Here is a 23,245-nt window from a genome sequence, read left to right on the forward strand (position 1 = left end):
TAAATCAATAGGTAAAAACTCCTTTTTTTGCGCCTCGATTTGAAACTGTGAAAGCAGCACGATCGATGCAACAAAACATGGCGAATAAAGCTTTGTTGACCGCCCTAGATTGTGTGACGTTGGCCTGAATCACGACACGCAAGAGAGCAATTTCTGGCATTTCTGGCTTAAGGGGGATGCGAAAAGAATCGAAACTAAGTTACAAACAAGATCGATCGCACATTTGAGCTTTAAATTTATAGTCTTTAGCCACCCTATAGGCCCGCGCCAAAAATTCGAGTAGTCCGCATCCAGTTAAAATAAAAAAAAGCAGGACTCGCACGGCGACTATTTCATGAAACAATCACTGACTCCCCAAATCACCGCAGGTATCGGAATGGTCGTGGCCCTGCTAATTTTCAATGCGGCAACTTCCTACCGCAACACTATCAAGTTAATCGAAAACGAACACTGGGTGAGCCACACTCACCAAGTTTTAACCGAACTCGAAGCTACGCTTTCCACCTTAAAAGATGCTGAAACCGGACAGCGCGGTTATTTGCTGACGGGAGAAGAACGGTATTTAGAACCGTATAACAGCGCGATCGCCCGCATCAACCAGCAAGTAGCCGGATTGCAGCAGCGAACGGCTGACAATAAGCGGCAGCAACAGCGCCTTCGCGATTTGAAAATTGCGATCGACTCTAAATTAGCTGACCTTGAAGGAACCCTCAATCTGCGACGCAAACAAAACTTAGCAGCAGCCGTGCGGCAAATAAAAACCGGTAGGGGAAAGCAAATCATGGGGGACATTCGGCAGCAGATAGCCACCATGACTGCCGAAGAAACTCAGCTATTGCAGCAGCGCGCCCGAGAATCTAAAAAAAGCGCTCATTTGACCATCCTGACTTTTACCGTTGCGAGTTTAGTAAATTTCCTGTTGATGCTGTTGGTTTACTATTTGGTGAAGCGCGATCGAACTTTGCGCGACAATGCCGAAATCAAGCAAAATCAACTTTTAGACCAGCTAGAGCACGATCGCCACTCCCTACAATTAAGCGAAGAACGTTTCCGTCGCGCCATTCTCAACGCACCGCTGCCAATTATGCTGCACGCTGAAAACGGAGAAGTTTTGCAAATTAACTGCGCTTGGACAGAACTCTCAGGCTACGAATACTCAGAAATTCCCACAATTGAAGATTGGACAGAAAAAGCTTACCACAGCCGCCAATCGGTAGTGCAAGCACATATCGATCGGCTGCACCAATTAAACGCCCGCATTTCTGAAGGCGAATATATGATTTCCACAGCCAGCGGCGAAACTCGAATTTGGGAGTTTTATTCCGCACCTTTAGGCCAGCTTTCTGACGGCAGAAGTCTAGTAATTAGTACCGCCCTGGACATAACTGCACGCAAACAAGCAGAAGCAGAAATTCGGATGCTCAACGCTACCTTAGAAAGGCGAGTGGAACTCCGCACCAATCAACTTCAAGCAGCTAACGAAGAATTAGAAGCTTTCGCCTATACCGTAGCCCACGATTTGCGTGCTCCCCTGCGGGGAATGCAAGGATTGGCTGAAGCTTTATTAGAAGATTACCGTGACATCCTCGACGAACTCGGTCAAGAATACGCCCAGCAAATTGTTAATTCTGGGCAACAACTAGAAGAATTAATCCAAGATTTGCTCGCTTATAGCCGCCTGAGCCGCACTGATTTATCGCTGCAAGTTTTGGACTTAGAATCTGCTGTGACCGAGGCAATTGCTATGGTAAAAGCTGACGCTAAATCCAGACAGGCTCAAATCAGTGTTCGAGCGCCCTTGCCTGCGGTAATTGCCCACCGCGTTACTTTAGTTCAAGTAATCGCCAATCTGCTCACCAATGCTATAAAATTTGTGGAAGGCACACCACCCCAAGTGCAGATCTGGGCCGAGGAACTTGAGCTGCCTCAAGAGGGAGAGACAGACAGTGATATAGCGGGAGAATTGGAAAGGGGAACTGTGGGACAGTGGGAACATTCCCAGTTACTGATGGTCAGCCCTGTATTGCCAGTCCCCATAATCCGTCTGTGGGTAGAAGACAATGGTATCGGTATTGCTCAAGAACATCAAAAACGCATTTTTCGGGTTTTTGAACGGCTGCACGGTATCGAATCTTACCCTGGAACAGGTATAGGATTAGCTATTGTAAAAAAAGGAGTCGATCGCATGGGCGGTCAAGTGGGAGTGGAATCTCAAGTAGGACAAGGCAGTCGATTTTGGATACAACTGAGGAAGCATGACCCAAACGCAGACGATTTTGCTAGTGGAAGATAACCCCGTTGATATTCTATTGATGCAGCGGGCATTTCGCAATGAGACTTTTGCTAATACTTCGCTGCAAATTGTCCGAGATGGAGATGCAGCGGTTTTTTATTTAAATGGGGACGGAGAATACAGCGATCGCGATCGCTATCCTTTACCTGCGATAATTTTACTAGACTTGAAATTGCCCAGGCGATCGGGTCACGAGGTTCTAATTTGGCTGAGGCAGCAGCCGGAACTAAAACGCTTGCCGGTGGTTATGCTTACTTCTTCTAGGCAAACACTTGATGTCAAGCGAGCTTACGATTTAGGGGCAAATTCTTATTTGGTTAAACCAGTCGGGTTTGCTTCTTTATTGGAAATGATGCAGAGTTTTAACGAGTATTGGCTCAACTATACCGAACTGCCGGAATCTAGAGAATTTTCTGGTTTGTAGTGGCGGTTTTCCCCGGTTTTTCTGCGTCGTTTTCTCGTTACCAGGCTCTTTCGGTTAACGATAAAATTAAATTTCTCCTGAGGAAGCCCGTCCTCTATAATCTTAAAGGGGCGACCTCCAACATTTTTATGATGCGCGATAGATCCGCACTTTATCTAACAGCCCAATAATCAATTGTTAAAGTGTTACACATTCTAGTAATTGACGATAACCCAACGGATCGGATGCTCGTCAAACGCGAGTTAGAGCGACAATTCTCGAAATTGCAAATAACGGAAATTTCCGACGATAAATTATTTGTGGAAGCACTAAATCGAGGCGGATTCCATCTGGTAATTACCGACTACCAACTACGCTGGACGAACGGTATAGATGTGCTTAAAACTATCAAAGCCAGTTATCCAGAATGCCCGATTGTAATGTTTACGAATACTGGCAACGAAGAAATTGCTGTAGAGGCGATGAAATCCGGATTGGATGACTACATTATCAAGTCGCCGAAGCACTACGTCCGCCTTTGCGTTGCGGTTCGCGGCGTACTCGATAGAGTTGCCGCGTGGGAACGAGTCGCCCGACTAGAAAATCAACTTAATTCTCTGCTAGAACGCTTAAATGTCGGAGTTTTTCGAGCGAGTTCCCAGGGGCAGCTTTTGGAAAGTAATCAAGCTTTTTTGCGCTTGTTTGATGCCAGCAATTTAGCAGATGTCCAAGGAATTTATCTGCAGCAATTGTTTGTGCAACCGGTAGATTCAGGGGAGTCTCGGTGTCAAAATCTGGAAATTACATTTCCTTTGGCAGACGGTCGAGTAAAATGGATTCGGTTTACTCAATATCTCTACAGCGCAGAAGGTGAAAGTACCATTGAGGGATTGGTAGAAGATATTACAGAGCTAAAGGTGGCTGAACTTGCTTTGCGGGAATTTAATGAAACTTTGGAAGAGCGGGTGAGAGAGCGTACTGCTGAGTTAGAAGAAGTTAATGCACAGCTCGAATCGTTTACCTATTCAGTTTCTCACGACTTGCGCGCTCCTCTGCGGGGAATTTCGTTTTTTGCTGAAATGTTGCTCCAAGATAGAACCAGCGAGTTGGATGCTACCGCCCAAGATTACTTGTATCGGATTAATGACGCTGCAAGTCTGATGAATACTTTAATCGAAAATTTACTAGAGTACAGCCGCCTCAGCAAAGCTAACTTGCCGCTAAAAGCAGTCTCTCTTAATTTAATTGTGGCAGGCTCGATCGCGCAACTAGAGGCTGAAATTGCCCAAAAACAAGCTCGGATAACGGTTGTTGAACCGCTACCTACGGTGTGGGCCCATCCTGCTACGCTGCTGCAAGTCTTGGTTAACTTGCTCTCCAATGCTATTAAGTTCGTGCAGCCTGGGATAGAGCCGCAGGTGCGAGTTTATGCAGAAGCTGAGGAGGAATATATCTATCTTTGGGTAGAAGACAACGGCATTGGTATTGCAGAAAGATTTCAAGAGAGGATTTTTGGGTTGTTCGATCGCCTGCACGGTCAAGAAGTGTATCCAGGGACGGGAATTGGGCTGGCGATCGCTCGCAAAGGAGTCGATCAGATGGGGGGTGCGATCGGGGTGAAATCGACTTTGGGAATCGGTACCCGCTTCTGGGTAAAATTACGCAAGTGCGAGAGTTGAGGAAGCAAGTTCGGCAACGCGCAGTGAATCGGGATTTAAAAGATGAGGTTCTAGGCAAGAGGGTTTTAACAGCCATATTCTGCTGTAGCTCAAAGAATCAATCAACCCGCTTGTGCACACCCGAATACAGAATAAACAATTAGTATAATGAGAGTTAAGTAATCTCTTGCACCTTTCCCGCCTGGCAGGCTTCCTGATCGGTTTTACAACCACTTACTTAATTAATTTGCTTGTGGGCACGCCCCTAAAAGGCTGGTTGAGGATATTACAAGCTTTAAAATATAATAAAATACAAGCAAATACAATAAAATTATTGGCAAGTCTAATTAACCCACCAAGTACATATTCAAATTGTCGAGATTGCTTAATAACATATTATTAGATTTAAGAATGTTTGCGCCCATATAAAAACTAAAAGGCTAATGCTGTCTATTCTTTTAATCGACGACAACCCGAACGATCGCCTGATGATCGAGCGAGAACTGAGGAAAACTTTTCCCGATTTAGAAATTAAGTCCGCTATTGATATCCAAACTCTAGAACACATCCTGGCAGCCGGCGGTTTTGATATAGTAATTACCGACTACCAACTGCACTGGAGCGACGGATTAACTATTCTCCAAAAAGTTCACAGCCGCTACCCGAATTGTCCGGTAATTATGTGTACTGACAGCGGCAGCGAACAAGTGGCAGTCGAAGCTATGAAAGCCGGCTTAAGCGATTACGTGTTCAAAGGGCGGTACTTAAAGCGGCTGGCGGGGGCCGTGGGCGAAAGCTTGAAAAAACAGCAGTTGCGCGAGAACTACGCGAAAACGTCGGCGCAGTTGGCAATTTCGGAGGAAAGGCTGAGGTTGGCGATCGAAGCCTCGAAAATGGGAATTTGGGATTGGAATGTATTAACTGGCGAGGTCGTTTGGTCGGAGGAACAGGAACTGTTATTCGGGTTGGAAAAAGGCAGTTTTCCGGGAACTTATGAAGCGTTTTTTGCCTGCATTCACCCGGATGACCAAGCCTCGATCGCCCGCGCTCTTGCCTTTGCTTTAGAAAACAAAATAGAATACAAGTACGAATTTAGAGTCCTTTGGCCCGATGGCAGCTTGCACTGGATCGCTGCTAGGGGCAAGTTTTTTGATGATGATACGGGTAAATCGGTGCGGTCGAGCGGCCTGGTTTGGGATATTACGGAGCGCAAATTATCGGAAGCCCGGGTGCAAGAAAGCGAGGAAAATTTGCGCTTTGCCCTAGAAGCAGCTAACACGATCGCTTTTACCTGGGATGTGGCATCGGGGGAAGTCCGCCGTTCGTCCAATGCCGAAACACAGATGGGTTTGGGCCCAGACAGCACCTTTGGTACTTTTGAGCAAAAAAAGAATGCGGTGCATCCAGAAGACCGTGAAAGGTTTTTGGCTGATGTGGATGCCGCACTCACCGGGACGGGAGTTTACGAGTCGGAATACCGCAAAGTGCGACCCGACGGCTCAGTGATTTGGCTTCACGAGAAAGGGCGGGTTGTTTTTGACGCATCCGGCACACCCCTTCGGCTGTTCGGCGTGGCGATCGACATTACGGCTCGCAAACAGTTAGAATATGACCGCTCGCGCGCGTTGGCCCGGGAGCGGTCGTATTTGCGCCGCCTGCAAAAGTTAACCTCCGCGTCAGTTGCTATCAACTCCACGTTGTCGGTGGCAGAAATACTTCAGTTAGCTGCCGATAGCGCCCGCCAAATTCTGGAAGTGCACCAGGTAGCGGTCAACCTCAACCCGGCAGCCAACTGGGATGAGGGAATTAGCAAGTTTTCCATGTCAGAAAAATACGCCGCGTGGCAAGATTACTGCGACGAGCCAGACGGTACAGGCATTTACCAAAAAGTTTGCCAGCACCAACAGGCGATGCGAATGACTCAAAGCGAGTTAGAGGCTCACCCGGCATGGCGGGAGTTCGGCAAGGCTGCGGGGAAGCACCCGCCGATGCGGGGCTGGCTGGCTGTACCGCTGACGACTCGGGACGGCAGAAATCTGGGATTGATTCAGTTGTCGGACAAGTATGAGGGGGAGTTTGCCGAAGATGATGAAACTATTTTAATGCAGTTGGCTCAGGCGGTGTCGGGGGCGATCGACAATGCCCGACTTTACGAGGAATCTCAGCAGGCAAATCGCATGAAAGATGAGTTTTTGGCAACCCTTTCTCATGAGCTGCGATCGCCCTTAAACGCGATTTTGGGCTGGGCGCAACTGCTGCAGCAACGCAGTTTGAGTCCGGCTGCTACGGGGCGGGCTTTAGAAACGATCGAGCGAAATGCTAAATTGCAAACTCAATTGATTGATGATTTGCTGGATATTTCGCGAATTATTCGCGGCAAGTTGACTTTGAATCCTTGTGCGGTAAATTTGATTTCGATGGTGGAAGGAGCGGTGAATACGGTACGGTTGGCTGCCGATGCTAAGTCGATCAAGTTGCAGTTTGCAATTGGAGATTTGGGCTTAGAGACTGCTGAATTTTCCAAACTTGGGGAGGTTTCTGGCACTCCTGAATCTGACTTAAATCGGAGATTTTGGGTATCAGGAGACCCGGGTCGCTTGCAGCAAGTAATTTGGAATTTGCTGACGAATGCGATTAAGTTTACGCCGCGCGGGGGGCGAGTTGAAATCCGGCTTTCGAGAGTTGATTCGGAGGTTGAGCTGGCTGTTACCGATACGGGAATTGGGGTTGCACCGAATTTTTTGCCTTACGTGTTTGACTCTTTCCGCCAAGCGGATGCTACGATTACTCGCAATTATAGCGGTTTGGGGCTGGGTCTGGCGATCGTCCGGCAGTTGGTGGAACTCCACGGCGGCAGGGTTTGGGCCCAGAGTCCGGGACTGAATATGGGATCGACTTTTACTTTCCGTCTCCCTGCGATGCAGGTAAATTCGAGCCCCGACGAGGAAGCGCAGGTTTTGGCTGGCGCTGGTAATTTACTGGCAGTTAAGATTTTGCTGGTTGATGACGAGGTTGATTCGCGGGAATTTATGAGGTTTGTCTTGGCAGATTCCGGGGCCACTGTCAGGGTTGCATCGTCTGCTGCTGAGGCGTTTGAGGTGGCTTCGCAGTTTAGCCCGGATGTTGTAGTCAGCGATATCGGAATGCCGGAGGAAGACGGCTATTCGCTGGTACGAAGGCTGCGTTCTGTGAACATACAGACAGGGAAATTTTGGGCGATCGCTCTGACGGCTTATGCTAGGGATGAAGACCGCGATCGTGCTTTTGCTGCGGGTTTTGACCGACATCTGGCTAAACCTGTGCAACCCGATGTCTTGGTAGAGACTATAGTGCAGTTAAGGCAGCAAGGGCTAACAACTTAAAACATTCTATTAATAATGGGAAATTGGGAATTAGGAATTGTGTTTTTAGTGACGACTTTAATTCTCGTAAAACTCGCTCGTACTTTTATTCCTGACTACAAATGTATAATGCTAATTTTACCGGATACGACCTGATTAACCCGACTGGATATCGAGGGAATCGCTCAACTGAAAAATATAAAAATTTGTATTTTTCAAACTATTCAACTTCTTCTTGTGGAACCTTGCTTCTAGCCAGCCTAAAATATGCAATTTCTATGCCGATTAGGTGAGGGGTTTGTGTTAATATGCTGAAATATCCAACAACCACGCGGTAATTAGGTGGACAAACTTCAGACAGATATAGAGGCAATTTACTCTCAAATAGAGGAATTGCGCCTGGAACGCCAGCAGCTTACTATTGCCGATGCTGTCCCAGCCGGTGATTCGCCCCAAGCGATCGCCGATGCTTATCGGCGTCACGCGAGGGAAACAGCACAAGTGTCGGCAGAAGTCAAGGGTATAGATGACGCGATCGCGGCTCTGTCTGCTCAACTGGCTCACAAACAGCAGCAGTCGGTAAAGTTGCAAAGAATCACTCCGATGGAGCAGCAAGTTGAAGAAGGAAGATTACTAGCTCAGGGACACGCGGAACGGATTAATGAATTAGCGGCGGAACTGGCGGCGGAAGTGAAGGGACTCAAAGCTATCGCCGACCAAATTAGTCCCAGCTACTGGCAGGTTTATTACAAGCCTTTTATTACTGGTTTTAAGAGTATATCTGTTCCCTACGTGCGATCGGACGGGGATGTTTGGACTATTGTCAATCGAGTAGTTTAGAGAGGCTGCGGGAGCAGAAATAATAAGCGCTCAAGACATTTTTTTTCCTGTCCCTATTCCTCAACCTCAACCTCGCAGCAATTGCTTAATAGTGCCGACCAATTCCTGAGGGTGAAATGGCTTGGCGATGTAAGCGTCGGCTCCTTGTTTCATTCCCCAATAGCGATCGAACTCTTCGCTTTTGCTCGAACACATTACCACCGGCAAATTTTGGGTTTTAGGGTCGCTTTTGAGCCGACGACAGACTTCGTAGCCGTTCATCCGGGGCATCACGATATCCAGAACGACTAAATCTGGCCGGTTAGCCTTGATTTGCTCTAGAGCTTCTACGCCATCACTCGCTACCGTGACGTTGAGTCCTCTACCTTTGAGCAAGTCGGCGATCATCTCCCGCAGAGTGACGCTATCATCAACAACCATAACTGTACTCATAGAATAATCCCTACCAAGTTTCTGGGTTGAAACGTTCACATTAACGTTTACACTAACGTTCACCTTCAAAGGTGTCTTTTCCTGATTGAGATTGCGCTCTGCTAGATGTAGTTTACCCACTTTTGCTGATTTCTCAATCATTTTCTGAGTAATTCCCGCAAAATTTAAAGATCCGCGCAATCTCGGTTGACACACAAGGCTATGTCCGTTAGTCTATCATTTTCTTTCTCAAATGGTACTATTATCAAAAAATGAGGGTATAGCTTGGTTGTGCGTTTCCGGTTGAGGACGGCGGCGCTCGGCCGCCTGCATCAACATTTGTCTATTTAGGATTTTTCGTACCTAAAGCCGATAGTTTTTGGTCGTAGAGCGTCTCTAAAACGGCCGGGCGCTGGCGGTAGCTCTGACCGGTGTTTTTGCAGCCGTTAGCAACGATTCCCAAGACGGAAGCTCCAGAAATTTTTAATTCTTCTAAAACTTTGCGAACTTGCGATCGGTCTGTTCGCCCAATTTGGACGACCATAATCGTAGCGTCTGTGTGAGCTGCGATCAAGTGGGTGTCTGCCAAGCCAGTTAGTGGCGGGGTGTCATAAATTACTAAATCAAAAAATGCTTGAAATTGCTCCATCAGATACTGCATTTTTTTGGAAGAAAGAAGCTTGATCGGATCGGGGGGAATTTGGCCGGCGGTGAGTACGAACAAATTTTCTTGGTTCGGGGCTCGTTGAATCGCGTCGTTGAGGCTGAGATCCGTGGAGATGGCATCGCCCAGGCCACGCACGTTGGGCAGTCCTAACTTAGCGTGCAGTTGGGGGCAGCGCAAATCTGCATCTACTAACAATACTCTCTGTCCGACTGCTGCTGCTGTGGCTGCCAGGTGCAAAGCTACTGTAGATTTGCCGTCTCCGGCTACGGCTGAGCCGACTAAGAGCGATCGAATCGCCGTGCCTGCACTGAGCAAGTGAATGTTCGTGTAGAGCGATCGAAATGCTTCTAAAAATTGATAGTCCAAGTCGCTCAAAATACTTGGTCCTCCAATCTCCTGACCCGTATGTCTAGCTTCGCCCGGTGCGACTATTTCCACTTTCGAGTTCGAGCGAGCCGATGTTAGTTTTCTCTGTCTGGCTGGCCGTCTGCGCTTGACTTTCTTGGTAAACGGAATCACCCCGAGTATTGGCAATCTTGTGGCCATTCTCAGTGATTCTGGAGTGTGGAACACAGTATTTAGTACCTCTACGAGCAAGCCGACTGCTATGCCCAGCAGACTGCTTAAAATTACTGCCAGCGCTAACTGTTTTTTGGTTTGTTTGACGGTAGCTGTTATAGGCTGGCCGAATTTGTCTAGCGGAATTTCCGGAGGATTTATCAGCACCCAGGGTATTTGCTGCTGAGCCGCCTCAATCCCCAAGGTTTCTCGTTTTGCCAAGAAGTCCGACAAGCTCTTAGTAACTACTTGGAGTTCCCGCTGTAAATTGTCGTATTGTCGGGTTGTAACTGAAAAGTTTCTAATTTTTTGGTTGAGAGCATTTTGCAAAGCGGTCATTTCGCGATCGCGCGCTTCAATTTCTTTGATTTGGGTCTCTAAATTCCCCATTACCACTTCTCTTGCTTGTTGAGTGGCGGTTAAAATCAGTTCTTCCCGACTTTTTCGCAGCGCTAAAACTGGCAAACTGTCTTCTCTGTACTGAGCTGATTTCATTGACAGTTCCGAGTCTATTTTCTGAATTTGACCTAAGAGTCCCGCGTAAGCTTGTCCTTGGGTCATCAGCAGCCCCTGGGGATTATTTTCCTTGAGTAGTTCTTCATAGCTTTGGTAGAGGTTTCGCATCCCTTTGAGCTGAACTCTGATTTCTACTTGCTTGCCGCGAATGCTTTGAACTTGTTCAGACAGAGATTTTCCCTCTAGCTGCGGTTCAAACAAGTTGCTCTGCTGCCGCAGTCTTTGGACTTGCAGTTGCAGAACTTCTACTCTTTCTCGGAGCTTGGGCATCTCCGTATCTATAAATTTAATACCTTGATTAATGCCCATCAGCCGTTGCTGCAAGCTGTATTCTAGATAAGCTTTAGAAATTTTGTCCAATACGCCGTAAATTTTTTTTCTATCTGAATCTTTGTAGCGAACTTGTAAAATTTTTGTGCCTTGCTGTTTGCCATCTTTCGTGTAGCTGATGCGGTTGATCGACATTTTTGAACTCAGTTCGCTATAGTTCATTTTGGGATACCAAGCCCGCAATTCCTCAATCACTGGCTGCATCATTTTGGGACTTCGCAAGATCCTAATTTGGGTTTCGTAGTCTAGTAGGCTAATTCCTTCTATATTAATTTTTGCGAAGTCGGCAGCTTGGGTGTTGTTTAATAGTTTGGATTGCAAACCTTCAGCCGTGGCTGGTTCTACTAACAGGGAAAAGGAGCCTTCATACTCGACCGTTATGCTTTTAGAAGTGGCGACGATCGCTGTTCCTGCGAGAGCGCTCAAAGCTATGGTGGCTGCAGCCATGACCAGGAATCGACGGCGCACGACGCCGAACAGCCAGGACAAGTCTAGCTTTTCTTCTTCTCTCTCCTCTACGAAGTGATCTCTGTAGTTCTGAGTAGATAAATCCGGCAGTTTGCCATTCGATTTGGGTGTGAAGGGTTGGTAATCTTGTCTGCTATCCATATTCAGCCTAGGTATTTTTGAGGTTGATATTTTTGAGGTTGATATTTTTGAAGCGGGCAGGTCGCGGCTGGGTAATCTTATTGTTTAGTTTATTCTAGCCTTTGCCAGAAATTATCCACCTCACCCGCCGCCTTCTTACCTGAATAAAAATCGGAGAACGTTTATAAAATTTAACACTCCCGTCGCTGGGCCGACAGGTCCGATTACAGCGTTCATGCGATCAACAAAATTGACGAGACCCCTGCGAGATACGATAATCATGTCGTTGTTGCGAAGTTGAGGATTGCTTTCTTCGTTAATCCCTTGACTTAAATCGACTTGGATCGTCCGTTTAGTAGCTGTACCGTCGTTATTCAGGCGGACTAGCTCAACTTTATCTCTTCTAGCTCTGGTATTCTCGTACCCAAAAAATCCTCTGGAAACTAAAGCTTGATTCAGCGTCGCATTAGCTGGGAGTCTCAAGGGATCGAGGGATGTTCTGAGTTCTCCTACTACAAAAACGTTAATGCCAGTGGGAGCAAAGTTAGTGCTAGCGAGCACACCAGCTTCTGCGGGGTTGACGATCGTAGCTTTGGGCACGATGATCGTGTCTCCCTCTTGGAGGATGGTATCTTGGGCGCCGTCGCCGGACTCTAGGAACTGCCACAGGTTGACTGGGATAATTTGTTCGCCTCTTCTGGTGACGCGCCGTACTTGGATTTGCCGGATGTCGGCATCCGAGGTGATGCCGCCAGCTAGCTGAATGGCGCGGATGACGGTGGGGAAACCTTCGCGGCTGAGGTCGTTTGTGGTGTTGCCGCCGATGACGACGTAAGCCCCAGGGCGGGTGACTTGACCAACGATGGAGATCGATCGAGGTTTTTCTGGGGGTGGCGAAAAGTTAGCCGTCGCAAATTGACGAGCTTCTGCTTGGTTGAAGTTGGCGACTGTGGGGATCACGATTGTGTCTCTGTCTTGCAAAATGATGTCTTGAGAGATGTCTCCTTCTTGCAAGAATTTCCACAGGTTGACGTTGAGAACTTGATCCGGGCCGTCTCGTTGGGGACGGCGGACGCGGATGTTGCGGATGTCGGCGACACCCGTGACGCCTTCTGCGAGTCTGATCGCTTGGGTGACGGTAGGGTACTGGACACTCGGCGAGGCTCCCGGGCCGGGAGTTAGGGTCATAATGAAGTTTCCGGGCCTGGTGACTTCTCCGATAACGCCGACGTTGAGGGGGCGGGCGGCGACGAGGCTGACTGTGACTATGGGGTCTTTGAGGACGCGACGGTAGGCGTTGCGGATGATGTTGGTGGCTTCTACTAAGGTGCGGCCACGGACGGAGACCAAGCCGATTAGGGGCAGGTTGACTGAACCGTCGGAAAGGACTTCGTAGCCACGGCTGAGTTCGGGTACTTCGAGTATTTCTACTTGGATGCGATCGCCGCCACCGAGTTTATAGCTTTCCGGCGATCTCGTAACGGGCGCAACATTCTGGGCTTGCTCTGCGCCTAGCGGGATGGGAAGTTGTGCCGGGGTGCTTCTGGCGTCAGCGATGACAGTGGAAGCAAACAAGACAACACCCACAACCGACCGGGCTATCTGTCCTGGAAAATGGGTGTTAACCATACACCACCTAATTTTATTGACTATGATTTATATAAGTGTAGCCTTTTTAGTGCTGGGCAAAAAGCTCATTATTTTAAGCTATCGCCGAAAAAACGATGCTGTATTTTTGCTTTATGCCTAATTTCTGTGTTAGCGTGGTTGCGGGTTGACCGCTATATTTTATATCTAGATAATTTGCTCTTGTTTTAGATAAAGGAAAGCAATTATGACTGAACCAGTGTCTCCAGCAAATATGCTAAAAGAGCTGATATTAGGTAGTTCTTCATTAACATGGATGCTAATTGCTCTACTCGCGATGGCAACTCTACTATTCTTTCAATTTGCCAGCTATAAAAAAACTGGTTTGGCTTTAGAAAAAAGCTTTGCTATTTTATATATTTTCATCTCCCCCGTTCTGATACAACCTCCTTTTAATTACTTGCATTTTGTTAACTTGAAAGATCCCGAAGGTGGCATTTTAAAACAGCTACCTTATTTTTTTTACCCCTGGGTATTACTTATTTTATTTTCAAGGGTTAAAATTTTTAGTAGCAATTTTATAGATTTTTTTGCTAAGTTATTAATAATGAATCCTTTCTTTTTACTTTATACATTACTTCCATTACTGTCTACATTATGGTCCCTAGTTCCTGAAGACACGCTAAGAGCAGGTCTAGCTTTTTCAGGATTTACTGTTTTCGGGTGTTACATTGCAGCGCAATATAAATGGGAAGATTTATCTCGTTTTTGGCGATGGGGATACACGGCTATCGGTTTGGCCAGTTTTGTAATGAAACCCCCAGGATCAGGCGATTTTGTAGGCTTAACCCTATCTAAAAATTCTTTGGGGGGAGTCTTAGCTTTATGTACAGCCTTTTGGTATTTGCATTATTCTCAAGGAGCTAAAACTCAGAAAGAACGCTGGATTGCTTTGGGAATGATGTTATTTTCATTTTACCTGGTGAGGGCTAATAAGTCTGGTTCTGCTCTAGTGATTACTATCATATTAATAATTGCAGTCTCCTCGCTAAATTTTCTCAAAAAGTTAAGTTTTCAGTGGGCATTTACCGCGATTATATGTTTCCTGGTTTTCAGCATAATTATGACTGTTTTTGTAGTAGACAACCTAGAGGATATTATTGTAGGTGGGTTAGGCAAAGACTTGACTCTAACTGGGCGCACCGAATTCTGGCCACAGTTAATGGATGCGGTCAACCAGCGCCCCTGGTTTGGCTACGGATACGATGGATTTTTTCAACAAGATAAGTTAGGCTCGGCTACTCCTGCTTATTTTATTTATACTCCTAATGGATTTCAACCTAAAAATCCTCACAATGGCGGTATCGGTATCTTGTTAGCCTTCGGTTGGCCGGGATTAATTTTAATGATGACTTCCTTGCTGCTCAATTTAGCTTACGCAGTTCGGTATTTGAGTCGTAGCACGCTGGAAGAAGCGGGAATACCTATTTGTTTTCTAGTGTCTATTATTATAAGCAATATCACAGAAGGTTATATTATAGATATAGGAAATCCTTGGCTGAGTTACGCAATGTTGACGGTTCGACTTGCGATAGATAATGCTAACAATAGTTCTAACAGTAGCACCAGTAACCCTCAAAGGCGTTCTTTAGCTCGCACTGTCTATTGAAGTAACCTTTATTGGGCGGATCGTGGGTCAAGTTGTGGTATGTTGTTATTAGGATCAACCAGTCTAATTTTGCGAGATTGCCGACCCTGCCAGAACCGCGTTTGTGTTTTGTAAAGATTTAAAATATTCTGATGCTAGATAAGTTAACTGCGGTCAGTCAAAGGCTCGCCCCTAGTCTGCGCCAGGTACTCAGCAACATAGCTTGGCTGTTCACTGACCAAATCTTGCAGATGGGTCTAGGTCTGTTTGTAGGCCTTTGGGTAGCTCGCTATCTTGGTCCGACACAATTTGGATTGCTCAACTACGCGCTCGCCTTTGTGTCGCTGTTTAGTTCGGTAGCAACGATGGGCTTGGGTACTCTGGTAGTGCGGAATATCGCTCGCGACCCAGAATGCAAAAATGAGACCCTGGGAACTGCCTTCGGACTGCAATTTACTGGTGGCTGCATCACTTTGGTGTTAAGTGTCACCGTGATTGCGCTACTCAAGCCCAACGACACTCTGACTCGGTGGCTGGTAGGTATCATCGCAGCAGGAACTATCTTTAATGCTTTTGAGGCTATCAATTTTTGGTTCCAGTCCCAAATCCAGTCAAAATATACAGTGTTGGCTAAAAATTCTGTATGTTTTTTAGTTGCTGCAGTCAGAATTGGGTTAGTGACTATTAAAGCCCCCCTGCTTGCCTTCGCCTGGATTCGATTGGCAGAGGTGGCATTGGTAGGCATGGCTTATGTATATTTTTATAAGCTTACTGGGAATAAAATTAAGGAGTGGCAATTCAGTTGGGAGCGGTGTAAGGAACTGCTATCGGAGAGTTGGCCGATAATTTTGTCGGGATTGGCAATTTATCTGTACTCAAAAACCGATCAGATCATGCTCGGTGCGATGAATAAAAATGCTGAACTGGGCTATTATGCGGCCGCTGTTAAAATTTCGGAAATCTGCGATTTCTTGCCAATGATTTTATCAAGCTCTATTTTTCCCAAACTAGCGAATTTGAGAAAGACAAATTATGAAGAATATCTAAATAAGTTTCAAATTTACTCGGATATTATGATATTTTTATGGTTGGGAGTGGCCATACCGATATCATTACTTTCTCCATGGATAGTGCATCTGCTTTACGGGGAGAAATATGCGAAGTCAGCAGCGGTACTGGCTCTCTATGTTTGGGCGCAATTTGGTAGTAACTTTGGAGTAGCACGGAGCACATATTTGAACATAGAAGGTCAGTTACGCTACGGTCTTTACTTGACTGTAGTCGGATCTATTCTAAATGTAGGGTTGAACTTTTGGTTGATTCCTAAGTATGGAGCTTTTGGAGCAACGGCGGCTACTCTGATAACTTATTTTTACGTGATTATATTAGTCAACTTCTTAATTAAGGAATTGCGGCCTTTTAGCACTTTCATCTGGCGATCCTTTAACTTATACAAGGCGGCTGGTAGAATCAGAGGATTAGTAAAGTGATTCAAATTAAACCTAAAATCGAACAGCGCTCGAATTGCCCCTATTGCGACACGGAACTCAATGCCAAAAAAATTTTGTGGCAAGGGATACATATTGTTCTGGACTGTAAGTGCGCGGGATGTGGTAGCGAAATAATCGACGAGTTGAGAGTAGGTCATGGAGTCCGAAACTCTGTCCAAGTTGATACAATCAAAGGTGAAGTTTTTGCAAAAGTTGCTAATATAAAAGAATGGCTAGGCAAACCATTACTCTATTCACTCCAAAATCCTCAACCCGAAAAACTTGAGATTGTCAAAGAAATTTTTAAACCCTGCAAGCGGGTAATTATCTTAAACTGTATCGATCATCTGTATGGTCATTCCCTGCTGAAGTTGCTAAATGCACAAAGGCACTTAGAATGCAACTCAGACTGCGGGTTAGTTGTGATAGTTCCTAAGTTTCTAAGGTGGATGGTTCCTGATGAAGTTGCCGAAGTCTGGACAGTACCTATTTCTTTAAAAAATGGTCAAACTTACTATCCCAGCTTCGCTGAGTTTGTTGAGGAAGAAACGAAACGCTTTGATGAAATTTATGTCAGCGAAGCCCATTCTCATCCTAGCCAGTTTGACATCACGCGGTTTACTAGAGTTCCCAAACACAAATTTGAGGAGCCAGAAACAAGAATTACTTTTATTTGGCGCGAAGATCGTTTATTAGTTAACAGTGGGCTGTTCCGAGTTTTGAAAAAGCTCAATCAACGAGAAAGGGCCTTGCCATTACAAAATTTGAAAATTCAGCAGTTATTTGAGAAAATCAGGTCGCAAGTACCAGAAGCAAAATTTGCCGTAGCTGGTTTGGGGACAAAAACTAAGTTTCCCGAATGGATTGAAGATTACAGAGTGGATAGTTTTAATGAAAAAGTTGAAAAGGAAATATGCCAGGTTTATTCACAAAGCCGCTTAGTAATTGGTCTTCACGGCTCTAATATGTTGCTACCTTCTGCTCATGCTGGTATGACAATTGATTTGATAGATGAACGTTGGGGGAACTTTGCCCAAGATATTTTATACCAAGAAGGTGACCCGAGAATGGCTAGTTTTCGCTATAGATTTTTGCCCTATCAGACTAGCAATGAGACACTGGCATACATAGCGGCTGTGATGCTCCAAAAGTGGTTTAATTTTAAATCGCAGATGACTGCTGATCTTGTTAATTCAGATGTTGAAGACTACTAGAAAAAGTAGAGTCGCAGAAATGTTCAATTACCAAATCCAAACACCCGTCGCTTTTATCATCTTCAAACGTCCAGATACAACGGCTAGAGTATTTGAGGCAATTCGTCAGGCAAAACCTCCCAAATTGCTAGTAATTGCTGACGGCCCACGTCCAGATAAGCCTGGAGAAGATCAAGCATGTGCTGCCGCAAGAGCTATTATTGACCAAGTAGATTGGGACTGCGAAGTTTTGAAGAATTACGCAGACGTAAATCTCGGTTGTCGCCTGCGGGTTTCTAGCGGTATGAATTGGGTGTTTGATACCGTTGAAGAGGCAATTATTCTTGAGGATGACTGTCTCCCTCATCCTACTTTTTTCCGCTTCGCTGAAGAATTGCTGGAGCGTTACCGAGACGATCAGCGGATTCTATCAATCTCTGGTCAAAATGTTCAGTTTGGGCGAAAAAGAACTGATTATAGTTACTACTTTTCTCGCTATAATCACTGCTGGAGCTGGGCGAGTTGGAGGCGAGCTTGGCAGCATTATGATTTAGATATGAAGTTGTGGCCAGAAATTCGAGATGGTAATTTTTTGATGGATGTACTGGGAGACTCCCATGCTGTAAAAGTTTGGACAAATACTTTTCAGCTTTGTTATGAAAAAAAATTACAGAGTTGGGCTTTTCAGTGGACATTTGCTAGTTTTATTCAAAATGGTATGAATATTCTTGCAAATGTCAATTTAGCTTCTAACATCGGACATGGTGTAGGGGGAACTAATACGGAGGATGTCAACAGTCCTTATAGTAATATGCCTGTAGAAGCTATAACATTTCCGATGAAACACCCAGCCTTTGCCATTCGGGATGTGCAAGCAGATAATTTTACTGAAAACACTTTATATGATTACGATCCGAAATTTGTCAAGAAAGTACAACGAAAAATCCAACAATTTTTGAAATAGTAAGTAACCATGAGTTAAGGATGTTTGGATGAAAGTTTTGCTAGTAAGTAATTATGATATTAAAGGTGGTGCTGCGAGAGCTAGTTATCGCCTGCACAAGGGTTTACAAAATATGGGGGTAAATTCCCAAATTTTGGTAGGGTCTAAGTCTAGTAATGATGAGAATGTGCGGTTGATGCCGACTAAATTAGGGGAGAAATTTAAGGGTATTAGAGCTAAATTAAATAGGTTGCCGTTAAAGGTTTATCCAAAACTGGGTCAGGTAATTTTTTCGCCTCAATGGGTTCCTGATTCCCTGGGATCGGAAGTTGCGAAAATTAATCCTGATGTGATTAATTTGCACTGGGTTTGTGAAGGCTATATGCAAATTGAAACGCTGCCTAAGTTTAATAAACCGATCGTTTGGACGCTGCACGATATGTGGGCGTTTACGGGTGGATGTCACTACAGCGAAAATTGCGATCGCTATCTTGATGCTTGCGGTGCTTGTCCGCAGCTTCACAGCACTAAAGATGCTGATATTTCTCGTTGGATTTGGCAGCGAAAAGCTCAATCTTGGCAAAATTTGGATCTGACTTTGGTAACTCCGAGTAATTGGTTAGCTGAATGCGCTAAATCTAGTTCTTTGTTGAAAAAATATCCAGTTAAAGTAATTGCTAATGGCCTTGATGCTGAAGTCTACAAACCGCTGAACCGCCCGCAGGTGAGATATAGTTTGAATTTGCCTCAAAATAAACATTTGGTGTTGTTTGGGGCGATGCAGGGAACGGGCGATCGGTGGAAGGGTTTTCCGCTGCTAGTTCCGGCTTTGCAAAGGCTCAGTAAGTCGGGATGGCAAGACAAAATTGAACTTTTGGTTTTCGGTTCTTCTCAACCGGAAAATCCGATCGATGTCGGTTTTAAAACTCATTATCTCGGCCGGTTGGAAGATGAATGTTTAGCAAAAGTTTATGCAGCGGCTGATGTAATGGTTGTACCGTCGCGGTACGAAGCTTTTGGTCAGACGGCATCGGAAGCGCTCGCTTGCGGCACGCCTGTGGTGGCTTTTGATGTGACGGGATTAAAAGATATTGTCGATCGCCAGCACAATGGCTATTTAGCTCAACCCTATGACAGTGAGGATTTAGCGCGAGGTATTGCATGGGTGCTAGAAAACCCGGAGCGACATCAAAAACTCTGCTTTCACGCCCGTCAGAAAGCGGAAAAAGAATTCACCTTGGAGATACAAGCAAATCGCTATTTGTCTCTTTTTAACGAGGTTCTGTCAACTCCAAAGTCAAGATAAAAATCAGATTTTATTGGGTAAAGTTTACCTTGCATATCGCTATAAGCCGCACAATTGGGAACAATGAACCGTACTAAAATCGCCGCCCTTTTAACTTGCTTCAACCGCAAAGAGAAAACATTAGCTTGCTTAGATGCTCTTTTTAAGCAGGCACTTCCAGCCGATGTTGATATCTTAGCCTATTTAGTCGATGATGCCAGTACCGATGGCACCAGCGAGGCAGTTCGTCAAATCTATCCTCAAGTCAAGATTTTTTCCGGCGATGGAAACCTATTTTGGAACGGGGGAATGCGTGGGGCTTTCACCGAAGCAATGAAAGATGATCCCGACTACTACCTATGGTTAAATGATGACACTCTTATTTATCCCGAAACAGTACGCGTCTTGCTAGAAACCACTCAAAAATTATCAGAAAAAGGAGAAACCAAAGCAATCGTTGGCGGTTCTACCTGCGACCCAGAAACGGGTAAAACAACTTACGGCGGTGTCGTGCGAAATAACCCTTTGCACCCCTTCCGATATGGTATCCTAGAACCAACAAAAGAGCCTCAGATGTGCGATACTATGCACGGCAACTGCGTATTAATTCCCCGCAGTGTTGTGCAAATGGTCGGCAACCTCGATCCGGCTTTTGTCCATTATATTGGCGATTGGGATTATGGTTTACGAGCCAGACAGAAAGGATGTACAGTTTGGATTGCTCCTGGCTATTTAGGCACTTGTTCTCTCAACCCCCAGGTGACCAAAACGGCTGCTGATAATTTAAGTGAAGGATTGGATAAAATGAGCCAACCGAAAGGTTTATCGTTCAAAGATACTACCCTGCAACCGGCTCAAGAGTGGAAAGTATTTACTCAGCGGCATGGTGGCTGGTTGTGGCCAATTTATTGGCTGCTACCTTATCGCAGGTTAGTTTGGCTTTCAGTGTTGAGTAAAGTGGGATTGACTAAAAACAAAACTCAAGGTGAATAGGATGGTTGATAGAAATGAACTCCGCATTGCTTGGCTTGTCCCGGAAGTGGAACTGGGAGCTTACTGGCAGCCTGTTTTGAGGGAATTTACGAAAATTTTTAAGAATACTGTATTTTATACTGGTCGTGTTTGGTCTGGGTTCGATCCGACCCTGCCGGGAGCATCGGCAATTCAATTGGTAGGGGAGACTAAATTTGTCGAGACGGAAAAGATAGAAACAGGATACGATCGCGGATTCATTGTAGTATCGCCTAGTATTATCGGCTATTTGCTAAAATTTAGACCTCATGTGGTCTTTCCCCAAGCTTTCTCTTTGTGGACTGTAATTGTTGCGTTTTTAAAACCGCTACTGAGATGGAAAATTGCGATTATTTACGATGGTAGTTCCCCAAATACAGACTTTCGAGATTCCAGTTTTAGGACATTTGTGCGCCGCATCCTGGTTCGGTTTGCCGATGCTTTTGTTGCCAATAGCAATGCGGGTAAAAAATATCTGATGGAAGTTCTCAACGTACCGGAAGAGAAAATTTTTACCCGAACCTATCTCGTACCTGATGCGGGAGCTTTGCTGAAACGATTGGATCAAACTCAGCAACCAAACTTGCAGTTGAAACGCCCGATTTTTCTCTATGTAGGGCGCATAACGGCTAGAAAGGGAATTAAAACGCTTTTAGAAGCTTGCGCTATTCTTAAAAATCAAGGTTATGTTGATTATTCGCTGTTGATTATTGGCAAGGGAGATCAGCGCGAAGAACTGGAAGCATTTATTAAAAAGTGCGATTTTGAAGAGCAAGTAACGTGGGCGGGATGGGTAGAATATGGAAATTTAGGTGCTTATTTTCAGCAAGCTGATATTTTTGTGTTTCCTACTTTTGAGGATGTTTGGGGTATGGTTGTACCGGAAGCGATGGTGTTGGGAAAAGCAGTATTGTGTTCAAATGGTGCAGCTTCCTGTGAGTTAATTATGTCAGGCGAGAACGGTTATATTTTCGACCCTAACAGTGCTCAAGAGTTAGCGGATCAAATGCAAATTTTTCTAGATAATCCTGATGTGATGGAGTCGATGGGAGAGCGTTCACGACAGATAATTTCTCAAAAAACGCCAGAAACAGCAGCTAAAGCTTACGTCGAAGTTACATCTTTTTTGATGGAGAATAGGTGAACGAAGTTCGGAAACGGATTTTTTAAATGATTTAACGGAGGGATGGAAGAGGGAAGAGGGAAAAATTAGCAATTACCAATTAGCAATTACCACTTAGCCATGAAAGTTTTATTATCTGCGTTTGCTTGCGAACCGAATCTCGGCTCCGAAGAGGGAGTAGGATGGAATACTGTTATCCAATCTGCTAAACATCACGAAAGTTGGGTATTTACTCGCACGTTTTGTCGATCGTACATTGAAGCAGAACTAGAGCGGAACCCAGTGCCAAATCTGCACTTTGTTTATTTTGATCCGTTTGGGTGGAGCGAAGATTGGAAGGGGAAACAAGGATTGCTGCAACTTCACTACTATCTGTGGCAAATCTGGGCTTATTTTATCGCTCGGAAGCTCGATCGCGAAATAGGTTTTGACATAGTACATCACGTAACTTATGTCAAACATTGGTCTCCCAGTTTCTTGGCGCTGTTGCCGCATCCTTTTATTTGGGGGCCGGTGGGGGGGGCCGAAGCAGCACCAAAGCCTTTTTGGCAAGATTTTAGTCGCCGGGGCAAAATTTACGAAACGCTCCGAGCATTGGCTCAAAGCGTAGGAGAACGCGATCCGTTTGTGGGCCTGACGGCGCGTCGCAGTGCCGTGGCACTGGCAACTACGGAAGAAACCGCTGCCAGACTGCGATTTCTCAAAGCAAAAAACGTGAAGATTTTCTCGCAAGTCGGTTTATCGCAGCAGGAAATTCAAGAACTAGAGAAATTTCCTACCCCGCCGGAGCAACCAATTAGATTCATCAGTGTCGGTCGTCTCTTACACTGGAAAGGGGTGCACTTAGGACTCCGTGCATTTGCGGAGGCGAAGCTGGAACAATCGGAATACTGGATTGTCGGAGACGGCCCGGAAAGGCAGCGTTTGGAAGCTTTGGCCACAGAATTGGGACTGGCAAATAAAATATTTTTTTGGGGAACTTTATCTCGCACTGAAACTCTTTCTAAAATGGGGGAGTCTCACGTTCTCCTCCATCCGAGTTTGCATGACTCTGGCGGTTTTGTGTGCACGGAAATGATGGGCGTTGGCCGTCCGACGATTTGTTTGGATTTGGGCGGACCGGCTACTCAAGTAACGGAGCAAACGGGGATTAAAGTGGCTGCTACGGACCCCGATCGCACTGTGCAAGGTCTAGCAGAAGCTATAGTGTGTTTAGCCCAAGATCGTGAATTGCGATCGCGCTTGGGTCAAGCGGGTCAAACACGTGTCAGGGAAATCTATGATTGGGATGTTAAAGGTAAATTCTTTGCCCAATTGTGCCAAAATGTATTCAACGGAAAATCAGGATAACTTCCGATTT

Annotated in this window: 16 protein-coding genes; 13 read left to right on the forward strand and 3 right to left on the reverse strand. The window is 45.6% G+C overall.

The annotated features are described in order from the left end of the window. The first annotated feature begins 334 nt into the window (after positions 1 to 334). From D0A34_13305 to D0A34_13325, 5 genes are all read left to right on the forward strand, one after another. A complete protein-coding gene (locus tag D0A34_13305; protein UNU19721.1) occupies positions 335 to 2,293 on the forward strand; it encodes a PAS domain S-box protein in 1,959 nt (652 codons plus the stop codon). Next, the gene (locus D0A34_13310; GenBank protein ID UNU19722.1) at positions 2,256 to 2,717 is read left to right on the forward strand and encodes a response regulator; all 462 of its coding nucleotides are present in this window, start codon (positions 2,256 to 2,258) and stop codon (positions 2,715 to 2,717) included. Before D0A34_13305 ends, D0A34_13310 begins: the two co-directional genes overlap by 38 nt. 173 nt (positions 2,718 to 2,890) lie before the next feature. After that, entirely contained in the window at positions 2,891 to 4,375 is a 1,485-nt protein-coding gene (locus D0A34_13315) for a response regulator (protein ID UNU19723.1), read from the forward strand. A 422-nt stretch (positions 4,376 to 4,797) separates the two neighbouring features. Continuing rightward, positions 4,798 to 7,716, forward strand: a complete 2,919-nt coding sequence (locus D0A34_13320; GenBank protein UNU19724.1) for a response regulator — start codon at positions 4,798 to 4,800, stop codon at positions 7,714 to 7,716. Positions 7,717 to 8,037: 321 nt separating this feature from the next. Then, positions 8,038 to 8,535 (forward strand): hypothetical protein, encoded by a 498-nt coding sequence (locus tag D0A34_13325; GenBank protein UNU19725.1) that lies wholly within the window; start codon positions 8,038 to 8,040, stop codon positions 8,533 to 8,535. Between the two features lie 66 nt (positions 8,536 to 8,601). Here the strand turns inward: D0A34_13325 and D0A34_13330 are convergent, their stop codons facing one another. The 3 genes from D0A34_13330 to D0A34_13340 all read right to left on the reverse strand — a co-directional run bounded on the left by D0A34_13330 (position 8,602) and on the right by D0A34_13340 (position 13,234). After that, positions 8,602 to 8,967 carry a response regulator gene (locus D0A34_13330; protein UNU22281.1) on the reverse strand — a complete coding sequence of 122 codons (366 nt, stop codon included), beginning with the start codon at positions 8,965 to 8,967 and terminating at the stop codon, positions 8,602 to 8,604. A gap of 322 nt (positions 8,968 to 9,289) precedes the next feature. After that, positions 9,290 to 11,626, reverse strand: a complete 2,337-nt coding sequence (locus tag D0A34_13335; GenBank protein UNU19726.1) for a polysaccharide biosynthesis tyrosine autokinase — start codon at positions 11,624 to 11,626, stop codon at positions 9,290 to 9,292. A 135-nt stretch (positions 11,627 to 11,761) separates the two neighbouring features. Continuing rightward, entirely contained in the window at positions 11,762 to 13,234 is a 1,473-nt protein-coding gene (locus tag D0A34_13340) for a polysaccharide export protein (GenBank protein UNU19727.1), read from the reverse strand. A gap of 205 nt (positions 13,235 to 13,439) precedes the next feature. Between D0A34_13340 and D0A34_13345 the strand changes: the two genes are divergently transcribed. The 8 genes from D0A34_13345 (at position 13,440) to D0A34_13380 (ending at position 23,235) form a co-directional block, all read left to right on the forward strand. Then, on the forward strand, positions 13,440 to 14,861 hold the full coding sequence (locus D0A34_13345) for an O-antigen ligase family protein (GenBank protein UNU19728.1): 1,422 nt from the start codon (positions 13,440 to 13,442) through the stop codon (positions 14,859 to 14,861). 131 nt (positions 14,862 to 14,992) lie between these two features. Beyond that, positions 14,993 to 16,330 carry a flippase gene (locus tag D0A34_13350; GenBank protein UNU19729.1) on the forward strand — a complete coding sequence of 446 codons (1,338 nt, stop codon included), beginning with the start codon at positions 14,993 to 14,995 and terminating at the stop codon, positions 16,328 to 16,330. Then, positions 16,327 to 17,544, forward strand: a complete 1,218-nt coding sequence (locus D0A34_13355) for a hypothetical protein (protein ID UNU19730.1) — start codon at positions 16,327 to 16,329, stop codon at positions 17,542 to 17,544. The genes D0A34_13350 and D0A34_13355 overlap by 4 nt, the downstream gene beginning before the upstream one ends. A gap of 19 nt (positions 17,545 to 17,563) precedes the next feature. After that, positions 17,564 to 18,487: a glycosyltransferase family 2 protein gene (locus D0A34_13360; protein ID UNU22282.1), complete on the forward strand. Its 924-nt coding sequence runs from the start codon at positions 17,564 to 17,566 to the stop codon at positions 18,485 to 18,487. Positions 18,488 to 18,515: 28 nt separating this feature from the next. Further along, complete coding sequence (locus D0A34_13365; protein UNU19731.1) at positions 18,516 to 19,772, forward strand: glycosyltransferase; 1,257 nt, start codon at positions 18,516 to 18,518, stop codon at positions 19,770 to 19,772. 63 nt (positions 19,773 to 19,835) lie between these two features. Then, positions 19,836 to 20,744, forward strand: coding sequence for a glycosyltransferase family 2 protein (locus tag D0A34_13370; protein UNU19732.1), 909 nt, complete (start codon positions 19,836 to 19,838; stop codon positions 20,742 to 20,744). Between the two features lies 1 nt (position 20,745). Further along, on the forward strand, positions 20,746 to 21,906 hold the full coding sequence (locus tag D0A34_13375; protein UNU19733.1) for a glycosyltransferase family 1 protein: 1,161 nt from the start codon (positions 20,746 to 20,748) through the stop codon (positions 21,904 to 21,906). A 99-nt stretch (positions 21,907 to 22,005) separates the two neighbouring features. Beyond that, positions 22,006 to 23,235: a glycosyltransferase gene (locus tag D0A34_13380; protein ID UNU19734.1), complete on the forward strand. Its 1,230-nt coding sequence runs from the start codon at positions 22,006 to 22,008 to the stop codon at positions 23,233 to 23,235. The last annotated feature ends 10 nt before the right edge of the window (positions 23,236 to 23,245 follow it).

The organism is Microcoleus vaginatus PCC 9802 (assembly GCA_022701275.1).
Taxonomy (GTDB): domain Bacteria; phylum Cyanobacteriota; class Cyanobacteriia; order Cyanobacteriales; family Microcoleaceae; genus Microcoleus; species Microcoleus vaginatus_A.